The sequence below is a fragment of the Rothia sp. HMSC069D01 genome (genome assembly GCF_001810135.1).
Taxonomy (GTDB): Bacteria; Actinomycetota; Actinomycetes; order Actinomycetales; family Micrococcaceae; genus Rothia.
This window is the reverse complement of sequence record NZ_KV800076.1, coordinates 291,424-309,630: the sequence shown is the minus strand read 5'-3', so window position 1 is coordinate 309,630 and position 18,207 is coordinate 291,424. Positions and strand designations below refer to the sequence as shown.

The following is an 18,207-nucleotide window of genomic DNA, read 5'->3' as shown; positions in this document are numbered from 1 at the left end:
TTTGTTGTCCAAGAAACGGGAGGCAGTTCATTTCGGGAGGGTGCGGGGGCTTTCTGCTATGCTGGCTAGTTAGACCCGTCGGGACTACTTAGATGCAGATGCCTTCAGACGCTCAGCAGCCTTCGCCACCGCCTCATCGGAGGCGGTCAGGGCAATACGCACGTAGCCTTCGCCGTCCTCGCCGTAGAACACGCCGGGGCCAGCAATAATGCCCAGCTCCGCCAGGCGACCAATCGAATCCCAGGTGGACTCGCCGAAAGTGGTCCACAGGTACAGGCCAGCCTCAGAATTCTCGATGCGGCCACCAGCGGCGGCAATCGCCTCCTCCAGCACCTCACGGCGGGCACGGTACAGGTCCTTCTGAGCCTCCACGTGCGCCTCATCAGCCAGCGCCACCATCATGGCAGCCTGCACGGGCGCGGGCACAATCATGCCGGCGTGCTTGCGGCTATTAATCAGGTTCGGCATGAGCTCGGGGGCACCGGCAATGAACGCGGCACGGTAACCGGCGAGGTTCGACTGCTTCGACAGCGAGTACACCGCAAACAGGCCGGTAAGGTCACCATCGCATACGCGCGGATCCAGAATGGACGGCACCGGCTGACCGCCGCGCGCCTCATCCCAGGCACCCCAACCGAGCTCCGCGTAGCACTCGTCAGATGCCACCACGGCACCGATTTCACGCGCCTGCGCCACAATCTCACGCAGCTGCTCCACGGTACGCACCACACCGTTCGGGTTCGCAGGGGAGTTCACCCAAATCAGCTTCACACGGCTGCGGGTGTCAGCGTCCAGCTCGTCCAGGCTATCGGCGGGCACAGACTCGGCGTGGGCGAAGCGGGCACCCATATCGTAGGTGGGGTACGCAACGCGCGGGTACACGACCACATCGCCCGGGCCCAGACCCAGCAGGAACGGCAGCCACGCCACGAGCTCCTTCGAACCGACCGTGGGCATGATCGCGTCCGGGCTCAGACCGGTCACACCGCGGCGGCGCGCAAACCACTCGGCAATAGCCTCACGCAGGGCGGGGGTGCCGTGGGTGGTCGGGTAACCGGGTGCATCGGAGGCAGCCGCCAGCGCCTCACGAATGTTCTGCGGGGTCGGGTCGACCGGGGTGCCGATGGATAGGTCCACCGAACCGTCCGGGTGGGCGGCCGCGGTTGCGCGGTAGGGGGCGAGCGCCTCCCAGGGGTATTCGGGCAGGTTCAGGCCGTAAGTCATTGTGTCACCTGGTTGCTTGGGAATAGTTTTCGTCATTTTAGTCTAGCGTCCGGGCGCTGGCGTGCCTACAGCAAGAGCCTCCATTCCAGCGCCTAGACGGTGCGTGGGCACCGGGTGCTGTGATGGAGGCTCTTGGCACCCATTAGCGGGTGCGGTCAGTCTATGCGGTTGTCGCTATTATTCGCCGCAGGCTACTACTCGTCGCAGCTACTACTCGCCACGAGGGGGCAGCGCCGCAATGAAGGGCACGTCCTTGCCGGTGGGGCCGAGCTTTGCTGCGCCACCGGGGGAACCCAGGTCGTCGAAGAAGTCTGCGTTGGCGCTGACGTATTCGGTCCACTCTTCGGGGACGTCGTCTTCGTAGTAGATTGCTTCTACGGGGCAGACGGGCTCGCAGGCGCCGCAGTCCACGCACTCATCGGGGTGGATGTACAGGGTGCGTTCACCTTCGTAGATGCAGTCGACGGGGCATTCTTCAACGCATGCGCGGTCTTTGACATCCACGCAGGGAAGCGCGATTACGTAGGTCATTGGTGTGCCTTTCTAGAAGCTGTTCGCCCCGTGCCCGCCGTTCTGCGGGTCGTCTGCTGCAGGGCAGAATCTACAGAGTAAACCGCCGAGTGGTTGGTACCCGGCGGGGAAGTCTGTGTATAGTCTATCGCGCGCTGACTGTTTAACAGTATTTTCGTGGTGTATCAGACAGTGGGTCATTGGGTTTGTGGGGGTATTTTTTAGGCTAGGCTGACCTGGTATTTATTTGCATTACAACTAGTCGGCTGGCTTTTAAAAATAGATTAAGCCAAAAATGAAATCTTCGTCACATGAATTTTTTGATGAAGTCGCCACTATTTCCACCTCCGCTAAATTCACCGAATAACGCATAAATTTTCTTCCCTATTGTCCTCTACCTGAGCCTCTATCCGGCGGGTACAGAAGACAGCAGCGGTGTAGCGCCCAAAAACAGCAGGAGGGGCGCCCCGGCACACCGGAACGCCCCTCCCCCACGATATGACGTAGTGATGACTTCAGACTACTTCTTAGCGCGCGCACGCTGATGCGCCGCACGCGGCGAGAAATACTGCGCGTCCTTCACACGAGCACGCGTGTACACGAGCATACCCAGCATCGCCGCAACCGGGGCACCAAACCACCACAGGGCACCGTAGAAGCCAATCGCCGAATGACCCGGGTTCACCAAAACAAACGGCGAATCGGGGCGACCGTATCCGAGCACGTACACGGTCACGAACACGGCAACAGCCACAACCGCCGCCGCGTAGCCGCGGCGCAGCGACAGGGCGCACCACAGGGCGGTAAAGAAAACCGTCAGGTACGCCACCAGCAAGCCGAGGGGCAGGGCGGTATCACCCGCATAAACGACCCAAGCGTGGTAAATCGACCCGGCAATACCGGCAAAAATACCCAGAATCGAGCCGGTCAGAACGCCCGCCACCAGACCAGCCTCCTGCGGCTTCGGGTGCACGGTCGCCGTCGGGTCACCGTCGAGCACACGGAAAGTCTCTACGGAAGAAATCTTCTGCGGCACCTTATTCGAGTACTCAAAAGTCTTCTCGTCCACCACCGTAATCTGGGTGCGGTGCGCCTCCATTGCCTTGCGCTTGGCGGTGCCGTCACCGTAAATAGCAGCCTGCAGGCGCTGATCAGCCGCGTCGAACTCACCCTCAATACCCCAGGTAAGAATCGGGCGGTCCTCGTCATCTTCAAGAATCTGCAGGGCACGGTGCACAATCTCGTACACGCGCACGTGGTCGGGGTGGCCGTAGCCGCCGTCCGAATCGTAGGTGACCAGAACATCCGGGGTGAGGGCGCGGATAGCGGCAACCAGCGCCTGAGCCTGCGGTTCCAGCGGCTGCGCCGTCAACGAGTCCTCCGCCGCCACCGGGTTGGCGACGGGCTTACCCTCCGGGCCCCACGCCATGCCGGAGTCACGGTACAGGGGCAGCGCGCCCTCAGCGACGGCGGGTTCCTGGCCCAGGAAGAACTGCTTCTTCACGCCCAGCGCCTTGATAGCGCCGGCAAGCTCACCGGTACGGTACTCGCCCAGCGCCTCACCATTATCACGGCAGCCGGGCTTACCAACCTCCAGGTGGTGCAGTTCCTCGGGGATGACCTCGCCCAGCTCGCCACGGGTCGCGGTCAGCAGATACACCTCAGCACCCTTCTGCGCGTAGTACGCCATGGTTGCGCCGGTCGAGGAGGTTTCGTCGTCCGGGTGTGCATGCACAAACAGGATGCGTGCCTTCTTCGCATCGTAGTTATTCGGCAGCAGGTCACGGCGCGATCCGGGGGCGATGCGCTCACCCTGCGTGGGATAGCTAGGGGTCGCAGAATCAGGCTGAGTGTTCTCGGTTTCAGACACAGGCTTTCCCTCTCATACGCAGGGTTGGGTCTCTTAGACGGTCAAAGCGCGCCGGCAATTTACATCGTTAATCAGCAGACGTTGAGTAGCTGACGGGTGCCACCACCGTGCAGGCGCATTATTTTATCTTACACACTCGCATGCACAGCGCGGGGTGTTCAGGCTTTTCAGGAGCGATTTTTGGAGGCGGTTTTCAGCAGAAAGCAGAAGCACTCCGCTCTCCTTGTTCTTCTCTCCGCCCTACCCCGCCGGTACTTCCCGAACGCGCCTGAGATTTAAACAGAACCGCCGCCACCTTCCACATGAAAGGTAGCGGCGGCTCCTACGCAACGACAGCGCTCGGGCAACGACACCCGCTACAGCAGGTTAGTCGCTAACGCTAACAGTCATTCGCGCTGTATTAGTTCGCGCGGGCGCGGCGGCGGAACTCGCGGACACGCTCGTTGGAATCCAGGATGACCTTACGGATACGAATCGCCTCGGGGGTCACCTCAACGCACTCGTCTTCGCGAGCGAACTCCAGGCACTCTTCCAGGGTCAGCTTCTTCGGCGGGGTCAGGTTTTCGAAGTTGTCCGCAGTCGAAGAACGCATGTTGGTCAGCTTCTTTTCCTTGGTGATGTTAACTTCCATGTCGTCTGCACGGGAGTTCATACCAACGATCATGCCCTCGTACACCTCAGAGGTGGGCTCCACGAAGAAGGTGCCACGCTCCTGCAGGTTAATCATCGCGTAGGGGGTCACCACGCCGGCACGGTCAGCAATCAGCGAACCGTTGGTGCGGTACTCAATCTCGCCAGCCCACGGCTCGTGCTCAATCGAGTAGGAGGAAGAAATACCGGCACCGCGGGTCTCAGTCAGGAACTGAGTACGGAAACCAATCAGACCACGTGCGGGAACAGCGAACTCCATGCGGACCCAACCGGTACCGTGGTTCGACATGTTCTCCATGCGGCCCTTACGTGCAGCCATCAGCTGGGTGACAGCACCCAGATGCTCCTCGGGCACGTCAATGATCATGTGCTCCATGGGCTCGTAGACCTTGCCGTCGATGGTCTTGGTAACCACCTGGGGCTTACCCACGGTCAGCTCGAAGCCTTCGCGGCGCATCTGCTCCACGAGGATAGCCAGGGCGAGCTCGCCACGGCCCTGAACTTCCCACGCGTCCGGACGCTGGGTGGGCAGAACCTTGATGGACACGTTACCGATCAGCTCGCGGTCCAGGCGGTCCTTCACCTGACGTGCGGTGACCTTTGCGCCCTTGACGCGGCCAGCCAGCGGGGAGGTGTTAATACCGATGGTCATGGAGATCGCGGGATCGTCCACCTTAATCAGCGGCAGGGGCTTGGGGTTCTCAGCGTCGGTCAGGGTTTCACCAATGGTGATGTCCTCAATACCTGCCACTGCGACGATCTCGCCGGGGCCAGCGGACTCTGCGGGAACACGCTCAAGAGCCTTGGTAGCCAGCAGCTCGGAGATGCGGACGTTCTTGATTTCACCGTCGTGACGTGCCCACGCAACGGTCTGGCCCTTCTTCAGGGTGCCGTTGAAGATACGGACCAGTGCCAGACGACCCAGGAACGGAGAGGAGTCCAGGTTGGTCACGTGTGCCTGCAGAACCTCGTTGGGATCGTAGGTGGGGGCGGGCACGTGCTCGATGATGGTCTTGAACAGCGGCTCAAGGTCGTCGTTGTCGGGCAGCTGGCCGTCTGCGGGCTGGTTCAGGGATGCAGCGCCAGCCTTACCGGATGCGTACACCACCGGAACGTTCAGCACAGCGTCCAGGTCCAGGTCGGGAACCTCGTCCGCCAGGTCGGATGCCAGGCCAAGCAGCAGGTCCATGGACTCGCCAACAACCTCGTCGATACGGGAGTCGGGGCGGTCAACCTTGTTCACCACGAGGATCACGGGCAGCTTAGCAGCCAGTGCCTTACGCAGCACGAAGCGGGTCTGGGGCAGCGGACCTTCGGATGCGTCCACGAGCAGCACAACGCCGTCAACCATGGACAGGCCGCGCTCCACCTCGCCACCGAAGTCGGCGTGGCCGGGGGTGTCAATAACGTTAATGGTGATGGTCTCACCGTTGGCGGAAGGGCCGTTGTAGAACACGGTGGTGTTCTTCGCCAGAATGGTGATGCCCTTTTCCTTTTCGAGGTCGCCGGAGTCCATGACTCGGTCTTCAACATCTGCGTGGGCAGAGAAGGCGTGGGTCTGCTGCAGCATCGCGTCGACGATGGTGGTCTTGCCGTGGTCAACGTGTGCCACGATAGCCACATTGCGAAGGTCGGGGCGCGAAGCGGTGTTTTCAGACATGCGTTAAGTTTCTCGCTTAAATCTAGGGGATAGTCTTGCCAACGGGTGCGCTCTAGACAGCGCAGGGGGTCACAGGGCAGTACCCACAGATAGGTATCTGGTGGTCGTTGCCGGTTTGGGTGTTTGCCGATGGACCCGCTCTGCGATGAGAACGTTTCCGGGCACGCCAAAACGGACCCCCCTCCGTTGGGCTTAGCTACCAGTGTATCACTAGGGCTTTTCTGCGAGCCACTCATCAAGCATGCGGCGGGCGACCGCATTCGTGCCAGGCAGCTCCAGCTTGGCGGGGTCATCCTCGTCGCTGTTGCCGCGCTCCTCCGAAATAGCAATCGCCTCACGCAACTCAGCGGCGGTAAACCAGCGGGCGGCGCGAATCTCACCGTCGTGGTGGATGATGGGTTCGTTCTCATCCACGCGCGCCCGGTAGCAAATCATGAGCGAACGCGGGAAAGGCCACACATCGCTCATACGGTACTCGGTGCTGAGGGCGTGCAGGCCGGTTTCTTCGTAGACTTCGCGGGCGATTGCCTCTTCGAGGTTTTCGCCGGGGTCAACGAATCCGGCGATGAGCGCAAAACGGTTGGGGTGCCACTGGCGGTTGTTTGCCAGCAGTACGCGCTCGCCGTCACGGCTGGTCACCAGCGCCATCACGGCGGGTTCGATACGGGGGAACACCAGCTCGCCGGAGGCGGTGCGGCGGATGCCCTTGGAGCCGAGGGGCGCTTCCTCGCCGCTGTATGCGGAGTAGCGCATGTCGATGAGGTAGTCGCGGCGTGCCAGGGCGGTGGCGTAGTGGGCGCGGCCTTCCGGGTCATCATGGACCGGGTAGTAGCGGAAGCCACTGGCGGAGGCGTGCACCCGAGGGTTGTTCAGGTCGGCGGCGACCTGCGCGAGGGTTTCGTCCTCGCAGTAGAGCACGTGCACCTCTGCCTCACTATTCTTCTGGGCGTCAGCACCGTAGGCGGCGGGGCGAATCACGCTGCGCGCAAGGATAGCGTCTTCGGTCAGCGGCTCGGCAGTACCGATACCGGTCAGGTAGTGCAGGGTTCCGTCATCGCTGAGCAGGGTTTCCCCTTCGCGGGAGATGAGCAGGTGGCGCGGTGCATGAGTATCAGCGGGAGTGTGTTCAGATGAAGAAGTCATGGGGTTTACTCTACATCTTGATACTGCAAGGCCCACAATGACGTGCCAGGTTTCGATTTTTTCGCCGTATCGTTCCATATCACCTTCGAAAGAGATGACAGAGGCACCCGAAAATAAGAGAATGGAACCATGACTACTTCTATTGACCCTACGACCACCTCCGCATGGTCCGCTCTGTCTGCTCATCACAAGTCCCTCACTCCGAACCTGAGCGAATGGTTTGCCGCTGACCCGGAACGCGCGCAGAAGTTCAGCTTCACCGCCGACGAACTGCACGTCGACCTGTCCAAGAACCTGATTACCTCCGAAACCGTTGAGCTGCTGCTCAAGCTCGCTGAAGAGGTCAAGCTGGAGCAGGCTCGCGAGGCAATGTTCTCCGGTGAGCACATTAACGTCACCGAGGACCGCGCCGTACTGCACACCGCGCTGCGCCGCCCCGAGGGTTACACCCCGGCACTGATCGTTGACGGCCAGGACGTAGACGCAGACGTTCACGCCGTGCTGAAGAAGATTTACGCATTCGCTGAGCGCGTGCGCAACGGCGAGTGGACCGGCATCACCGGCAAGCGCATCGAGACCGTCGTGAACATCGGTATCGGTGGCTCTGACCTGGGCCCGGTCATGGTGTACGAGGCTCTCAAGCCCTACGCAGATGCAGGTATCACCGCACGTTTCATCTCCAACATTGACCCGACCGATGTGGCTGAGAAGGTCTCCGACCTGGACCCCGAGACCACCCTGTTCATCGTCGCATCCAAGACCTTCGGCACCCTCGAGACCCTGACCAACGCACGCGTGGCACGCGAGTGGCTGCTCTCCTCCCTGCGTGAGGCTGGCGCGCTGGAAGGTAAGGAAGCATCCGAAGCTGTGGCTAAGCACTTCGTGGCTGTCTCCACCGCACTCGACAAGGTTGCAGCATTCGGCATTGACCCCGAGAACGCCTTCGGCTTCTGGGACTGGGTTGGCGGCCGCTACTCCGTAGACTCCGCAATCGGCACCTCCCTGGCTATTGTTTTCGGCCCGAAGGTTTTCGCTGAATTCCTCGCTGGCTTCCACGCAATGGATGAGCACTTCCGCACCGCTCCCCTGGCGCAGAACGTGCCCGTTCTGATGGGTCTGCTGAACATCTGGAACGTAAACTTCCTCGGCGCGGAGACCCACGCGGTTCTGCCCTACGACCAGTACCTGCACCGCTTCCCCGCATACCTGCAGCAGCTGACCATGGAGTCCAACGGCAAGTCCGTTCGCGCAGACGGCTCCTTCGTCAACTACGCAACCGGTGAAGTGTTCTGGGGCGAGCCCGGCACCAACGGCCAGCACGCCTTCTACCAGCTGATTCACCAGGGCACCCGCCTGATTCCCGCGGACTTCCTGGCCTTCGCCAACCCGGTCCACCCGACCAAGGACGGCGAGCAGGACGTTCACGAGCTGTTCCTGGCTAACTTCTTCGCACAGTCTCAGGCTCTGGCGTTCGGCAAGACCGAGGAAGAGGTTCGCGCAGAGGGCACCGCGGAGCACGTGGTCAACGCACGTATCTTCAGCGGCAACCGCCCCTCCACCTCCATCATGGCACCGCGCCTGACCCCGCGCGTTCTGGGCTCCCTGATTGCCCTGTACGAGCACATCACTTTCGTTCAGGGTGTTGTTTGGGGCATTGACTCCTTCGACCAGTGGGGCGTTGAGCTCGGTAAGAAGCTGGCGCTGGACCTGGTTCCCGCTATTGAGGGTGACCGCGAGGTTCTGGAGCGTCAGGATTCTTCGACCGCTTCGCTGATTGACTACTACCTGAAGAACCGCACCAAGTAGTAGCTCAAACATAGCCCCGAGGGTTTTATGGCCTGCGGGTATAGGATGCACAAACCGCCGGATAGGCTCCCAGTTCGGGAGGCTATCCGGCGGTTTTGCTATATGGGTTCTAGCTAATACCCCGTGCTGTTAGTCCAGCGCGGGCAGGGTGTCGGAGGCGACCTCCGCAATAATGCGCACCACGGTGGATTCGGGCAGCTGCGGGATGCCCTGCTCGTCGCGTACCACGCCACCGGCGTCACGGTGGGCGGTCAGTTCTACACCTTCGGTCGCCTCGTCACCGTCGGCTCGGGTTGCGGGCACGTGCACGAACCCGGCGGGGATGCTCAGCCCCAGCTCACGGCTGATGCGCTGGCCCTCATAGAACACGTGGTTGCACACGTAGGTTCCGGCGGTGTACGAAATCTCGACCGGCTCCCCCGCCACACGCAGGCGCTCAAAGCTGGCGCGCACCGGCAGGGAGGAGAAGTACGCCTCCTGACCGCCCGGAGCGATCGGCTCATCGCAGCGCTGGTCGCCGTCGTTATCTTCAATACCGGCGGAGTCCAGGTTGATAGCGACCTGCTCGAGGCTGACCACGTCGCGGCCAACCGCCACACCCAGGCTGATGAGCGCGTCGGGCTGCACATCCTGCAGGGCGGCGCGCAGGGCGGTGCTGGAACCGTCGTAGCTAACGGGCAGCTCGCGGGTGATGACATTCAAATCCGGGCGCATCCGGGTCAGCAGACGCTGAGCACCTTCGGCGAGCGCTACGGTAGGGTTCACCGGCACGCCGGGGAACGGGCCGAAGTAGGTCAGCAGCAGGGTGCGTGCCTGATTGGGGGTGGTTGCCATAGTCGTTCTCGTTTTCTGCGTTGGTTTTATTCGGCAGTGTTCTTTTCGGCGGCGTTCTTTTCGGCGGCGCGGCGCTCTAGGTCCTTGGCGAGCGCATCCAGCAGCTCCTCGGGAGTGGTCGCGATAATGAGTTCGTCCAGGTAGCGCTCGTTCAGCAGGCCGGTGGAGGCCATGTAGTGCATCGCGTCGATGAGCTTATCCCAGTAGCCGCTCACGTTCAGCAGCGCAACCGGCTTGGAGTGGATGTCGAGGAACTGCCAGCTGAACACCTCGAAGAACTCTTCCAGGGTGCCGGGGCCGCCGGGCATGGCGACGAAAGCGTCGGCCTTCTCAATCATGGCGATTTTGCGCTGGTGCATGGTGTCCACGATGTCGAGGGTGGTCTGGCCGGGGTAGACGCCCTCCAGACCGACCAGCTTGTGGGTGACCACGCCGTAGACCACGCCGCCGGCATCCAGGGTCGCGCCCGCGACGGTGCCCATCAGGCCGGTGCGGCCGCCGCCGTAGACCACGCCAATATTGTTCCGAGCGCAGAGGGTGCCGAGCTCGCGGGCGCGCTCGGTGAAGAGCGGGTCGTTGCCGGAGCGTGCGCCGCAGTAGACGGCGAGGTTGTAGTCAGTCTTCTTCATGGTTCTCCTTGGGTTGTGCAGCGGGTGCGCGGCGTTGCGCCCCGCCCTCTATGGGTTGTCTGTTGTTGAGGGTACCGGATGTACCTGTGTACCTCATGTGTGCCGCCCGCCAGTTCAGGGGGGCATGGGCGCGGTGGTTACGGTAGCGGGGTGCGTGCCAGCAGCGGGAAGATCTGCTCGGTATTGAGAGGTGCCTGCGCGGCGCTATCGGAGGGGCTGCTCATGGCGGGGTTGACCCAGCGCAACTCAGCGATTTCTGCCTGCGGCACCAGCGAAGCCAATAGCTCGTGTTGTTCGTCGGTGGGTGCGTATTCGTAGGTTTCGGCGCGTACCGTAAAGCCTGCCTCGTTCAGTGCCGCCGCTTCCAGGAGTCCGCGGTGGTGCATCCGGTCGGGGTCGGGGATGAGCCCGATTTCTTCGTTCACTTCGCGGCAGGCGGTCTGTAGCGGGGTCTCCCCCGGTTCGGGTTTGCCGCCGGGCATCATGAACCCGTCACTGCCCCGTTTGCGCACGGTGAGTACGAGCCCGTCCCAGTTGCGGATTGCTACAGCGCACACGTTTACGACGCGGTGCGTGCTGTCGATGGCGCTGTGTTCAGTAGCGCTGTGCTCGGTGGGTTGGGCTGCTTCTACTCGGTTCTGCGGGTTCTTCTGCGTGGGCATCTTTCTACCCTAGCATTTCCGTATCCTCCACCCGGCGCTGTGCGTGTTTGTCTTATTCATCCGCCCTATTGTGCGCCCTGTAGGCATTGGTTTTACGTAATATTTCGGCGAGTTATGTTATGTCCGGTTCATGCGTTTAGGTGCGTGTTACGGTGTAATTAACCGCGATGTCGCGGTACCGTATACGCACTCGACTTGGCGTGATACAGGAAGAGTGCGGATCACTCAATCACCCATGTAGAAGGAACTTCATGATGGCTAACTCTTCTCGTTCCCGCCGCTACGGTAGCGCCGGCGCTTCTGTTCTTCTTGCCGCTTCCTTGAGCTTGTGCGCTCTGCCTTCTGTTGCAGCGGCTGATACCCCGAATCCGGATAACCCGCCGGTTATTACGGTCTACAACTACAAGGTTGAGACCAATACCCGTGAGCTGAAAACCGCCCTGCGTCTGAACAAGATTACGTTCAAGGCGTCGAAACTGCCCGCGAAAACTACTGCTTTCGCCCCGGCATTGCACGAGGCAAACCATAGGGGTTTCCCGTTTCTGAACCCGATTCAGACGGTGCGCGTTGAGGGCCCGTTCAAGGACGGCACGGCGACTGCGACCCATTACGTTCCGGGTAGCCTGATTGACCCGGCGAAGAACTACAGCTTCGTCGCCAATATCATCGTTGATGGTTACGGTGGCGGTCAGGTTCTGCGCATGGACGTTGTGAAGGATAGCGCCGCACCGGTTCTGCACGTGGATTCGCCGCGTCTGAACACCAAGGGTGAGACTGTGTTGAAGGTGCGCGGTACCGGCTACACCGGTGAGGCGACCCCGCACGGTGTGCGCGTGGTGGTGTCTGATACGAATGTGTGGGTTCCCGGTCGTTTTCCCCAGACGGGTATGCGTTTCGTGGCTGAGGTGACCGTACCTGCTTCGCAGATTCACAACGGTGTCTTTGAGACGGAGGTGAAGGTTCCGGCGGATGTTGCGGCGACACTGAATACCTCCCACAAGTACATTGCGGGCACCATGGCTGCTGGCGTTGAGGGTGCCGAGTACGGTTCGTTTGATGCCCAGAAGCCTCTTGAGCTTTTCGCGCAGGAGCCCGTGGTGTCGGCGGTTCCGACCTACGCCCCGACTGTGGCGCCCCTGCCCGAGGCAACCGTCGGTGTGAACCCCACTGACGCACCCACCGTAGCGCCCCTGCCCGAGGCAACCGTGGGCGTAAACCCGACCGACGCACCGACTGTGGCTCCCCTGCCCGAGGCAACCGTCGGAGTGAACCCGACCGATGCGCCCACCGTGGCACCCCTGCCCGAAGCAACCATTGGCGTAAACCCGACCGACGCACCGACCGTAGCGCCCCTGCCGGAAGCAACCGTCGGAGTGAACCCCACTGACGCACCCACCGTGGCACCCCTGCCCGAAGCAACCGTGGGTGTGAACCCCACCGACGCACCGACCGTAGCGCCCCTGCCGGAAGCAACCGTAGGCGTGAATCCCACTGATGCCCCGACGGTTCCCGCTCTGCCGGAAGCAACCGTGGGCGTGAACCCCACCGATGCGCCGACCGTCCCGGCACTGCCTGAAGCTCCGATGCCTGCAGATAAGGCACCTGCTGACAAGGTTCCCGCGGCAGATCAGGCGCCGGTTGCCGATAAGACCCCCAACGCTGACAAGCTGGAGGACGCAACCGTGGCGCATCCCAAGAGTAAGCCAGCTCAGAGTAAGCCAGCTCAGGAGGCTCCGGTGACCGCCGCCCGCTCGGCTCAGGACACGCTGGCAAAGGACAGCCTTGCTAAGGAGAGCAACCGCAAGAAGGCTACCCTGGCGAGCACCGGTGCATCCAGCGTTGGTGTGATTGTTGGCATTGGTGTTGTTGCAATCTGTGCGGGTCTTGGTCTGAGCGTTCTGCGCTCGCGCCGCCACTCCTAAGAGCTACAGGGCGCACAGCCTAGCTCTCCCGTGCGGAATAAACTGCAGATAGCAAAGAGCCGCCGGCTCTCCTCAGTTAGGGGAACCGGCGGCTCTTCACGTATCAGCTCATTCAATCAGCTGGCGTTCGTGTTACTTCGAGGCCTTAACATCAATGCCGCTCACGTCAATCTGATCCAGCGGAATCAGGCGGTCACGAGTGACCACGCGGTGCACCAGCCAGACCGCGATAATCACGGGCAGACCAATGTAGGAGCTGAGCACACCAGCCCAGTCACCGCTCAGGAACGCCTCGTAGTTCTGGCCACCAATAACAACCAGGCACATGAGGAAGGCGATAATCGGGCCTGCAGGGAAGAACGGCGCCACGTAGGGCAGGTCCTTCAGGCTGTTACCCTGCTTCAGGTATGCGCGGCGGAAACGGTAGTGCGCCACGGCGATACCCACCCAGGTGATGAAGCCAGCCAGACCGGACACGTTCACCAGCCACAGGTACGCACCATCGGGCGAGAGCAGTGCGGCGATGAAGCCGACCGCGCCGATAGCTGCGGTTGCCAGCAGCGCGTTCATGGGCACGCCGCCGGAGTTGATGCGGGTGAACATCTTCGGTGCCTTACCCTCCTGGGCGAGCGCGAAGAGCATACGAGCCGAAACGTACAGGCCCGAGTTACCTGCTGAGAGCACTGCGGAGAGGATCACGGCGTTCATGATGGCTGCCGCGAAGGCGATGCCCGCACGCTCGAAGATGAGGGTGAACGGGGAGATGTTGATGTTGCCGTCCGCTGCGGTGAGCAGGTTCGGGTCGGAGTAAGGAATCAGGAAGCCGATGACGACCATCGCGCCGATGTAGAAGAGCATGATGCGCCAGAACACGCTGGTCAGCGCACGGGGCACGTCGCGGCGGGGGTTCTCAGATTCGCCGGCAGCCACACCGATCATTTCGGTGCCCTGGAAGGAGAAGCCTGCCACCATGAAGATGGCGAGTACGGCGGGTGCGCCGCCGACAAAGGGTGCCTCACCGACAGTCCAGTTGGAGACGCCCGGGGAGCTACCGCCCAGGATGCCGAAAATCATGGCGATACCCGCGATGAGGAAGACGACCACCGTAACGACCTTGATGGTGGCGAGCCAGAATTCGCTTTCACCGTAGGAGCGTGCCGAGAGGGCGTTGATGCCGGTCAGCAGCACGAGGAATCCTGCCGCCCACACCCAGGATGGGATGTCCGGGAACCAGTACCTCATCACCTCGCCGACAGCGACGAGTTCGGCGGCGACGGTAATCGCCCAGTTGAACCAGTAGTTCCAACCCATGGCGAAGCCGAAGGACGGGGACACGTAGCGTGCCGCGTAGGTCTGGAATGCGCCGGGGACGGGCAGGTGCGCAGCCATCTCGCCGAGGGACTGCATGAGGAAGAGCACCATGATGCCGATGAGGGCGTAGGCGAGGATTGCGCCGCCGGGGCCTGCGGTGGAGATGGTCTTACCGGAGGCGACGAAGAGGCCGGTGCCGATTGCGCCGCCGATTGCGATCATCTGCATGTGGCGGGCGGAGAGGCCTCGCTTCAGTTCACCCTCTGCGGGGGTGGCTTCCGATGCAGCGCCGGAAGTCTCTGTAGGCTGTGCCATGTCAGGTCTTCTTTCTGAGGCTATTGCTTCGTGCGTTTGCTAGCGGTCTAGTCTGGTGTCCAGTCTAGTCTTGCTGCGGGTGGTGCCGCCGAAGGTTTGTGCCTGGGTCAAGAAATTCTTCAATCTTAAGGATTTCTTACGTACCGTAAGTTTTCCTAATCTGAGGGTCAATCCTACCCGCTTTTGAGGCTCTTTTCCACCCAAAACCACAAAAACACAGAAAAACCCTCCCGCACCGCTCATGTATATGCGGTACGGGAGGGTTCCCTATCAGGCTAATTCACCCGATTTATTCAGCTCACCCGGCTTTAGTCAGCCAGGTTGTGGAACGAAACGTTCGTGGGGTGCTCCACGGTACGAGAAACAGTGCAGTCCTTCTGCTCGCTGAGCTGAATCAGACGGTCCACCATCTTCTGCGCCTTGGCGCCCTGCTCATCGGCGGGGAATCGCACATCAAAGTCCACCTCAACGTCGTCGAGGCGCACCGCGCCGTCTTCGGTCTGCTTCAGCGCCGAGGCGAGAACCTCGAACACCTCCGGGGTGGAGCGGCGGGAGGTACCCGCGTCCACATCCACGGAGGAGCAACCGGCAATAGCGGCGAGTAGCAGCTCGACGGGGGTCAGCAGGCCCTCACCCACACCGAAGTCGAGGGTTGCGCCGTTGGCACCGTAGGCACGGTAGCGCAGGCGGTCGATGCGCTCGATTTTGGTCTGACGGTAGTTTTCGAGTTCGCGGCGTTCCTGCTGGCGCGAGTACACCTTCTTCTGCTCTTCTGCGGTCTGCACGGTGTTGTTCTGCTCAGCGTTGTTCTGTTCAGCCATTGAGGTTCCTTTCGGGTTGTCTGCACGGTCACTAGGTTATTCAGCGCCGCGTTGTTTAGCGTCATTCACTATAAGCGTGTTTCTCATATTTTATTCCCGGACTCTTTTTCTCGACGGCCATCTAAGCGCTCCTATACACTGGAAAACCGCGGCGGAGCTTCGAAGTCCCTCACGCACACAGTAGATTTTTTGAAGAGCACAACATACACAAGGAACTCTTTGATGGCACAGACCCCCGGCGCTGAGCGTCCCGACACTGGGCGTACGAGCACGCAGAGTGATTTCCGCTTGGCTGTTGCCGATTCTTCCGTGGTGATGCTCGGTATCGCTGTGCTGGGTTTGGGTTTGGGTATTATCCTCAACGCGCACGGCCTGCCGATCTGGACTGCGCCGCTGCTATCTGCCCTAGTTTTTGCCGGTTCGGTGGAGTTTTTGATGGTGGGTATGGTCAGCGGTGGCGCGCCCCTAGCGTCGATTGCGTTGACGGTGTTCCTGGTGAATGCGCGCCATCTGGTGTACGGTCTTTCATACCCGTTGCACAATGTGAAGGGTTTCTGGGCTAAGGCTCTGACGATTCACACTCTTTGCGATGAGGCGTTTGCTCTTAACTCCGGCCCTGACCGCAATGAGCGTTCGGGGGTGCGCATTCTGTGGGTGAACGCGCTGATTTACGTGTCGTGGGTTCTGAGCGTAGTCCTCGGGTATGTGCTGGGCGCAAGCTTCCTCAGCAGCCTGAAGGGCGTGGACTTCGTGATGGTAGCCATCTTCACGGTTCTTGCGATGGACGGCTACCGCGCCAACCCGGATCGTGTGGCAGTACTATTTATGGCAATTTCTGCCACGGTAGCCCTAATTTTTGCGCCGTCCTCTTTCCTGGTGATGGCGTTGGGTTCGTATGTGGTGCTACTGTTGGTGCGCTTCCCGGTAGCGAAGCGCCGCAGCACCCTGCCGCATCGTGCTGTGCATGAGGTAGCGGCTGAGGCTGAAAGCGCCGCGGAGACCCCAGGCACTGCCGCAGAGAGCTCAGGCACCACCGCATCCGCTGATGCTCCCGCTTCCACACAGCGATAAGAACGTTACATACGTGTTCGAAACCGGTTAGGATAGATGAGTGGAGCTTCGCTCTCCCCTCTTTCTATTTCTAGGATTACTACGATGCCTCCCGCGCGAACCTGCGCGGAGGCTCCCAGAGGTGAAGGTACCCCATGACTCAGATGAAAGACACCGCTAAGGAAACTAGCGACGCAGAACGCTGTGCCGCCCCGGAGTAACACCGCACCGGGAGCGGCATCACCCGAGGCCACACACGAGAACTACTGACGCGCGCAACTATCCACGCAGAAAACTCGTGTAGGAGGAACGACCCTCCGCCTCTATGTTTCGCGGCTTTCATCAACTCACGTACCTACCGCACTACTTAGCGCCTTCTCTATGAGTGGGCTCTCCCTACCCTTTTCTTTCGCGGATGTTTTCACGGCTTCACCCGCACGCCTCCGTTCAGGGTTCTTTCACTCTTTCAGGGTCTTTCGCTGAGTATGTGCAGAAAGAGAAAATCTTCATGAACAGTGAAGTAACCACCGGATATATTCTTGCTGCGGTGTTCGTTGCTGCTGGCATTACTTTTCTGTTGCGCCTGCTCCCCTTCGGTCTGAAAAAGGCTCTGGCTGGCTCCGAACTTTTGGATGCGCTCAGCCACTGGATTCCCCTCGGCGCGGTCGCGCTGCTTGCCATCTATGCGGTGGCGAAGATTAATTACTCCACGTTCGCTACGGCGGCACCCTATCTGGCGGGCCTGGTGGTGACCGTGGGCGTGCACCTGTGGCGTAAGAACATGGTGCTGAGCATGGTGGCGGGTACCGTCACCTGTGTTGTGCTGGCTAACTGGGTTTTCTAGGGGGTCATGATGAGCATCTCTAAGAATTCTGCTTCTTCTCAGCCCGCGCCTCAGCAGGCAACCCAGCAGCAGGTTGAGCAGGTTATTGCCTCCGCTCTTCCGCTGACCGGCATGCTTCCCGTGGTGGAGGCGCCTACCTCCCCCGATGCACAAGGCTCTCAGCAACCGCGAGAGAGCGGCTTCGCAGAGGCGATGCGCGTTGCCGGTGTGATTATGCTGGGTTTGTTCTTTGTCGGTATTGGTTTGGGTGTGCTTGTCCACAGCTACCATCTGCCGTTCTGGGTGGCTCCCCTGCTGCCGGTACTGGTGTTTGCCGGTTCGGTAGAGTTCGTGCTGATTGACATGATGTCGAATCATGCGTCACTGTTCTCTATCGCCGTGATGACTCTGCTCATTAATTCCCGCCACCTCATGTACGGTCTGTCGTACCCGATTGAGCGTGTGCGTGGTGGTTTGGCGAAGTTCTACACCGTGTACACCCTCATCGATGAGGCGTATGCACTGAATACGGGCCCGGACCGCCATAAGCTGCGTGGTTCCCGCATCCTGTGGATTCATGCGGGTCTGCACCTGAGCGTCCTAGCGAGCGCTACGCTCGGCTACGTGCTGGGTGCAAGTTTCTTGAGTGAGCTCAAGGGCGTGGATTTTGTGATGACGGCACTCTTTGCGGTGCTCGCCATCGATGCTTATCAGAGCTCAAAGGACCGTACCACCGCAGCTATTGCAGGTGTATCTGCAGTGGTTGGTTTGGTGTTGGCGCCGCAGTCGATGCTACTGATTTCGATGGTGGTGTATATGCTGCTACTTATCTCTCGTTTTGTGGTGGCTAAGCGCCGCGGCACCCTGCCGGAGCATATGCTGGTCGCCGATGAGGAGCCTGTCGAAGCCGACGCTCCCGGTCATCCCGGCGCCTCCGAACACTAAGTCTGGATATAGTAAAGCGCCCCGCCCACCC

Annotated in this window: 15 protein-coding genes; 5 read left to right on the top strand and 10 right to left on the bottom strand. The window is 60.8% G+C overall.

The genetic code is table 11. The features are described from left to right. Positions 1-84: 84 nt before the first annotated feature. The 5 genes from dapC to HMPREF2710_RS01355 form a co-directional block, all read right to left on the bottom strand. The gene (gene dapC / locus HMPREF2710_RS01375; RefSeq protein WP_070599122.1) at positions 85-1,224 is read right to left on the bottom strand and encodes a succinyldiaminopimelate transaminase; all 1,140 of its coding nucleotides are present in this window, start codon (positions 1,222-1,224) and stop codon (positions 85-87) included. A gap of 210 nt (positions 1,225-1,434) precedes the next feature. Continuing rightward, positions 1,435-1,755: a ferredoxin gene (gene fdxA, locus HMPREF2710_RS01370; protein ID WP_049354209.1), complete on the bottom strand. Its 321-nt coding sequence runs from the start codon at positions 1,753-1,755 to the stop codon at positions 1,435-1,437. Positions 1,756-2,254: 499 nt separating this feature from the next. After that, the gene (locus HMPREF2710_RS01365; RefSeq protein WP_049347063.1) at positions 2,255-3,604 is read right to left on the bottom strand and encodes a PIG-L family deacetylase; all 1,350 of its coding nucleotides are present in this window, start codon (positions 3,602-3,604) and stop codon (positions 2,255-2,257) included. Positions 3,605-4,004: 400 nt separating this feature from the next. Further along, on the bottom strand, positions 4,005-5,915 hold the full coding sequence (typA, locus tag HMPREF2710_RS01360) for a translational GTPase TypA (protein WP_070599120.1): 1,911 nt from the start codon (positions 5,913-5,915) through the stop codon (positions 4,005-4,007). A gap of 210 nt (positions 5,916-6,125) precedes the next feature. Beyond that, positions 6,126-7,058, bottom strand: a complete 933-nt coding sequence (locus HMPREF2710_RS01355; RefSeq protein WP_070541550.1) for an NAD(+) diphosphatase — start codon at positions 7,056-7,058, stop codon at positions 6,126-6,128. 129 nt (positions 7,059-7,187) lie between these two features. Here HMPREF2710_RS01355 and pgi point away from each other — a divergent pair, with 129 nt between their 5' ends. Beyond that, positions 7,188-8,864 (top strand): glucose-6-phosphate isomerase, encoded by a 1,677-nt coding sequence (pgi, locus tag HMPREF2710_RS01350; RefSeq protein ID WP_049359040.1) that lies wholly within the window; start codon positions 7,188-7,190, stop codon positions 8,862-8,864. Between the two features lie 129 nt (positions 8,865-8,993). Here the strand turns inward: pgi and HMPREF2710_RS01345 are convergent, their stop codons facing one another. The 3 genes from HMPREF2710_RS01345 to HMPREF2710_RS01335 all read right to left on the bottom strand — a co-directional run bounded on the left by HMPREF2710_RS01345 (position 8,994) and on the right by HMPREF2710_RS01335 (position 10,989). Continuing rightward, complete coding sequence (locus HMPREF2710_RS01345) at positions 8,994-9,698, bottom strand: pyroglutamyl-peptidase I (protein WP_070599118.1); 705 nt, start codon at positions 9,696-9,698, stop codon at positions 8,994-8,996. A gap of 26 nt (positions 9,699-9,724) precedes the next feature. Further along, the gene (locus tag HMPREF2710_RS01340) at positions 9,725-10,327 is read right to left on the bottom strand and encodes an LOG family protein (RefSeq protein ID WP_070599116.1); all 603 of its coding nucleotides are present in this window, start codon (positions 10,325-10,327) and stop codon (positions 9,725-9,727) included. Positions 10,328-10,464: 137 nt separating this feature from the next. After that, entirely contained in the window at positions 10,465-10,989 is a 525-nt protein-coding gene (locus tag HMPREF2710_RS01335) for an NUDIX hydrolase (RefSeq protein WP_083303472.1), read from the bottom strand. A 251-nt stretch (positions 10,990-11,240) separates the two neighbouring features. Between HMPREF2710_RS01335 and HMPREF2710_RS01330 the strand changes: the two genes are divergently transcribed. After that, positions 11,241-12,911: a hypothetical protein gene (locus HMPREF2710_RS01330; protein ID WP_070599114.1), complete on the top strand. Its 1,671-nt coding sequence runs from the start codon at positions 11,241-11,243 to the stop codon at positions 12,909-12,911. 132 nt (positions 12,912-13,043) lie between these two features. Here HMPREF2710_RS01330 and HMPREF2710_RS01325 read toward each other — a convergent pair whose 3' ends face one another. Further along, complete coding sequence (locus tag HMPREF2710_RS01325; protein WP_070599110.1) at positions 13,044-14,537, bottom strand: amino acid permease; 1,494 nt, start codon at positions 14,535-14,537, stop codon at positions 13,044-13,046. A gap of 308 nt (positions 14,538-14,845) precedes the next feature. After that, positions 14,846-15,358 (bottom strand): OsmC family protein, encoded by a 513-nt coding sequence (locus tag HMPREF2710_RS01320; protein WP_012903133.1) that lies wholly within the window; start codon positions 15,356-15,358, stop codon positions 14,846-14,848. Positions 15,359-15,580: 222 nt separating this feature from the next. Between HMPREF2710_RS01320 and HMPREF2710_RS01315 the strand changes: the two genes are divergently transcribed. The 3 genes from HMPREF2710_RS01315 (at position 15,581) to HMPREF2710_RS01305 (ending at position 18,176) form a co-directional block, all read left to right on the top strand. After that, positions 15,581-16,429, top strand: coding sequence for an AzlC family ABC transporter permease (locus tag HMPREF2710_RS01315; protein WP_070599107.1), 849 nt, complete (start codon positions 15,581-15,583; stop codon positions 16,427-16,429). A gap of 487 nt (positions 16,430-16,916) precedes the next feature. Continuing rightward, complete coding sequence (locus tag HMPREF2710_RS01310; protein ID WP_049356425.1) at positions 16,917-17,252, top strand: branched-chain amino acid transporter permease; 336 nt, start codon at positions 16,917-16,919, stop codon at positions 17,250-17,252. Positions 17,253-17,261: 9 nt separating this feature from the next. Next, positions 17,262-18,176, top strand: a complete 915-nt coding sequence (locus tag HMPREF2710_RS01305) for an AzlC family ABC transporter permease (RefSeq protein ID WP_070599105.1) — start codon at positions 17,262-17,264, stop codon at positions 18,174-18,176. Positions 18,177-18,207 lie beyond the last annotated feature (31 nt).

Coding starts and splice junctions, on each gene's coding strand:
- HMPREF2710_RS01325 (WP_070599110.1), bottom strand. CDS start 14,537: ATGGCACAGCCTACAGAGACTTCCGGCGCTGCATCGGAAGCCACCCCC.
- HMPREF2710_RS01335 (WP_083303472.1), bottom strand. CDS start 10,989: ATGCCCACGCAGAAGAACCCGCAGAACCGAGTAGAAGCAGCCCAACCC.
- HMPREF2710_RS01315 (WP_070599107.1), top strand. CDS start 15,581: ATGGCACAGACCCCCGGCGCTGAGCGTCCCGACACTGGGCGTACGAGC.
- fdxA (WP_049354209.1), bottom strand. CDS start 1,755: ATGACCTACGTAATCGCGCTTCCCTGCGTGGATGTCAAAGACCGCGCA.
- HMPREF2710_RS01310 (WP_049356425.1), top strand. CDS start 16,917: ATGAACAGTGAAGTAACCACCGGATATATTCTTGCTGCGGTGTTCGTT.
- HMPREF2710_RS01305 (WP_070599105.1), top strand. CDS start 17,262: ATGAGCATCTCTAAGAATTCTGCTTCTTCTCAGCCCGCGCCTCAGCAG.
- HMPREF2710_RS01320 (WP_012903133.1), bottom strand. CDS start 15,358: ATGGCTGAACAGAACAACGCTGAGCAGAACAACACCGTGCAGACCGCA.
- dapC (WP_070599122.1), bottom strand. CDS start 1,224: ATGACTTACGGCCTGAACCTGCCCGAATACCCCTGGGAGGCGCTCGCC.
- pgi (WP_049359040.1), top strand. CDS start 7,188: ATGACTACTTCTATTGACCCTACGACCACCTCCGCATGGTCCGCTCTG.
- HMPREF2710_RS01330 (WP_070599114.1), top strand. CDS start 11,241: ATGATGGCTAACTCTTCTCGTTCCCGCCGCTACGGTAGCGCCGGCGCT.
- HMPREF2710_RS01355 (WP_070541550.1), bottom strand. CDS start 7,058: ATGACTTCTTCATCTGAACACACTCCCGCTGATACTCATGCACCGCGC.
- typA (WP_070599120.1), bottom strand. CDS start 5,915: ATGTCTGAAAACACCGCTTCGCGCCCCGACCTTCGCAATGTGGCTATC.
- HMPREF2710_RS01345 (WP_070599118.1), bottom strand. CDS start 9,698: ATGGCAACCACCCCCAATCAGGCACGCACCCTGCTGCTGACCTACTTC.
- HMPREF2710_RS01340 (WP_070599116.1), bottom strand. CDS start 10,327: ATGAAGAAGACTGACTACAACCTCGCCGTCTACTGCGGCGCACGCTCC.